3 protein-coding genes and 4 tRNA genes are annotated in these 3,433 nt (G+C 31.6%); all 7 read left to right on the forward strand.

The genetic code is table 11. The features are described 5' to 3' along the window. The coding region (locus ACMOUI_RS07780; protein ID WP_418965163.1) for a glycosyltransferase family 4 protein at positions 1-1,149 on the forward strand (1,149 nt) is incomplete at its 5' end. Beyond that, a complete protein-coding gene (locus ACMOUI_RS07785) occupies positions 1,131-2,117 on the forward strand; it encodes a glycosyltransferase (RefSeq protein ID WP_418965164.1) in 987 nt (328 codons plus the stop codon). The genes ACMOUI_RS07780 and ACMOUI_RS07785, both read left to right, overlap by 19 nt. Positions 2,118-2,125: 8 nt before the next feature. Continuing rightward, positions 2,126-2,890 (forward strand): glycosyltransferase, encoded by a 765-nt coding sequence (locus ACMOUI_RS07790; protein ID WP_418965165.1) that lies wholly within the window; start codon positions 2,126-2,128, stop codon positions 2,888-2,890. A gap of 179 nt (positions 2,891-3,069) precedes the next feature. Next, positions 3,070-3,157: transfer RNA gene (locus ACMOUI_RS07795), tRNA-Leu, on the forward strand. Positions 3,158-3,166: 9 nt separating this feature from the next. Continuing rightward, positions 3,167-3,242 (forward strand) — tRNA-Met (locus tag ACMOUI_RS07800). A gap of 31 nt (positions 3,243-3,273) precedes the next feature. Further along, positions 3,274-3,349: transfer RNA gene (locus tag ACMOUI_RS07805), tRNA-Gly, on the forward strand. Positions 3,350-3,356: 7 nt separating this feature from the next. Then, a tRNA-Lys gene (locus tag ACMOUI_RS07810) sits at positions 3,357-3,432 on the forward strand. The last annotated feature ends 1 nt before the right edge of the window (position 3,433 follow it).

The following is a 3,433-nucleotide window of genomic DNA, read 5'->3' on the forward strand; positions in this document are numbered from 1 at the left end:
GTTATTAATTCAGTATTAGATAAGGGGTATTTTATGAAAAAGTTAAAGATATTTTTTACTGCTAATGTTCTTTGGGATATATATATATTTAGATATGGAGTTATAAAGGCTTTGATAGATGATGGGCATGAGGTTGTAGCAATAGCTCCAAATGACTCTAGAATAGATTTTCCAAAGGAGTTAGGAATTAGGCATATTCCAATTGAATTGAGTTTAAGAGGAGTAAATCCATTAAAAGATTTTCAGCTATATCTTCAGTTAGTGGATATCTATAAAAAAGAAAAACCAGATATAATCTTTCATTATACAATTAAGCCAAATATATATGGAACATTGGCTGCCAAGAGAGCTAAGATACCAAGTATCGCTGTTTTAACTGGACTGGGGTACTCTTTTGTAGAGGGTGGATTAATATCTAAAATAGCCAAAACATTGTATAGGATATCTCTACAATATTCAAAAGAGGTATGGATATTAAATGAGGATGATAAGAAACGTTTAATTGATGAAAAAATTGTGGATGAAAAAAAACTATTCATTCTTCCAGGTGAGGGAGTTGATACACAAAAATTCTCTCCAGTTCCAAGAGACCCAAATAAAAATCTGATTTTTTTAATGGTTGCTAGAGCTTTTTATGATAAGGGTGTAAGGGAGTATGTGGAAGCAGCTAAACTTATAAAAGAAAAAGGATATGATGTTAAGTTTCTATTTTTAGGAGCTCTAGGTGGGAGCGCAGCAAACGGGATAGATAAGGCTAAAATGGACGAGTACGAAGAGAAGGGTATATTAGAGTACCTGGGACACAGAAAGGACGTAGAAGCCATAATAAATATGTCTGATTGTGTGATTCTACCTTCATATAGAGAGGGTATATCTAAAGTTTTAATGGAAGCTGCTAGTATGGAAAAACCTATAATAGCTACAGATGTCACGGGTTGTAAAGAGATTGTTGAGAACAATAAAAGTGGATATTTGGTAAAAGTAAAGGATTTTTTGGATCTAGCTGAGAAAATAGAAAAATTTATTAATTTATCAGATGAAGAGAGAAAAAAAATGGGTAAAAATGGTCGTAAAAAAATATTGAATGAGTTTGATGAAAAAATAATAATAGAGATATATAGGAGAAAGCTATGGAACTTACATTTATAGTACCTGTTTACAATGTTGAAAGCTTTTTAAAAGAGTGTTTAGATAGTATATACAGTGTTGAAAATATAGACTATGAGGTTATTTTAGTAAATGATGGTTCAACAGATGGAAGTTTAAATATACTACAAGAATATAGAGATAAATTTCCTAAGATAACAAAGGTTATAGATAAAGAAAATGGCGGTCTATCTTCAGCAAGAAATGCTGGAATTAGAGATGCAAAAGGTGAGTATTTATCCTTTATTGATAGCGACGATATAATTGATTCTAAAGGATTTGAAGAGTTTTTTAAAGAGGGGCAAAAATTAGATTTGGATATAATGGTAGGAAATATGAGATATTTTTCTGCAGAGAGGACTGGAGAGCCTCTTTTTAGATCCCAAGAGATCAAAGATTTTACAGTTGGAAAGGGAACTAAGTTTTTTTTAACTCTATTTCAAGGGACAAAATGTTTTAGAGAGGAAGTTGTTGATGACATATATAAAAGAGATTTTATATGTGAAAACAAACTGTATTTTCATGATAATCTGATACATGAGGACAGCTATTTTACACCTATGGCATATTTAAAAGCTAAAAGGGTTAAGTATATAGATATTGCATTTTACTATTATAGACAGAGAAGTGGTAGTATAATGAGCGCTGTAACAGACAAAAGTATAAACTCTTTAGAAAAAATCTGTTATATGCTTTTAAGTGAATATGGCAAAACAGATGATTATGGAAGAGAAGCTCTGTCCAAATTACTTCCAAGTTTCTATAAAGTTGTTGTTTATAGATATATGAATTCAAATAAAAATTATAAAGAGAAATTAAAAAACTATAGAACAATTTTTAAAGAGGTAAAGGGCATAAAAAATAGAAATTTTGAAGAGATTTTGGTATATATAACTCCAAAATTTTCAAATCTATTGAGAAAAATAATGGGAAAAGATATAGGGAGTACTCAAAAAATACCTAAATTTTAGGAGGAATCATGGAGAAAAAGATACATTACATTTGGCTAGGAAGGGGATCAAAACCGAATATAATGGATATATGTATAAACTCATGGAGAGAAAAATTACCTGATTATGAAATCATTGAATGGAATGAGGATAACCTTGATTTTTATAGTGAAATTGAGAAAAATATATTTTTAAAAGAGTGTTATAATAGAAAATTATGGGCATTTTTATCTGATTATTTTAGAGTGAAGGTGCTATATGAAAATGGAGGAATCTACTTAGATTCAGACATGCAAATTTTAAAGACCTTAGATCCATTTTTAAAAGATGAGATGTTTTTAGGAATGGAAGATAAAAATCAGGCTAGTGCAGGTATAATTGGAGCAAAAAAGGGGCATATTTTCTTTAAAAAAATGTTAAAGTTCTACAGTGAAGATATTTGGAATATAAATATATATACAATACCAGCTATAATTCAGTATATATTGAAAAAAGATTACAACTTTGTAGGAGAAAATAAAGTTATAGAGTTAGATGATGGAATAAAAATATACCCATATGAGTACTTCTATCCCTATCATTTCACTGAGGAGTTTTCCTATGATAAAATAACTGACAATACCTACGGGATACATTGGTGGGGGAAAAGTTGGCATGGAAACAATAAAAAACTTTATTTTTTAGAGTTTAAAACTTTAAAAGGTTATAAAAAAATATTGGTAAATTTACTTATTTTTTTAAATCTTTTAGAACCTGTCAGAAAATTTTATGAAAAATTTATAAAAAAAATATAGGGATAAACCTTTTGAAAACCGTTGTTTTACAATGGTTTTCAAAGGATTAGATGCAAATTAAAAAAAAACTTTAAAAAAAATAAAAAAACTTGTTGACTTTATTTATAATTTATGATATTATTATTAATGTCCGTGAGGGACAGCGAAGCGCGAAAGCGACAAGCTCCTTCAACTAGGAAGCCTGGGTGGCGGAATAGGTAGACGCACAGGACTTAAAATCCTGAGCTATCTGATAGCGTGCCGGTTCGATTCCGGCCCCAGGCACCACTTATATATCGCGGGGTAGAGCAGTTGGCAGCTCGTCGGGCTCATAACCCGAAGGTCGTTGGTTCGAATCCAGCCCCCGCCACCAAAACAATTAAATAGTAAGATGGAATAAATATGCGGGAGTAGCTCAGTTGGTAGAGCGTCAGCCTTCCAAGCTGAATGTCGCGAGTTCGACCCTCGTCTCCCGCTCCATAAAAATGCGTCATTAGCTCAGATGGTAGAGCACACGACTTTTAATCGTGTTGTCACTGGTTCGAGCCCAGTATGACGCACCAT

The sequence above is a fragment of the Cetobacterium sp. genome, from assembly GCF_048470075.1.
In the GTDB taxonomy this organism is placed as follows: Bacteria; Fusobacteriota; Fusobacteriia; order Fusobacteriales; family Fusobacteriaceae; genus Cetobacterium_A.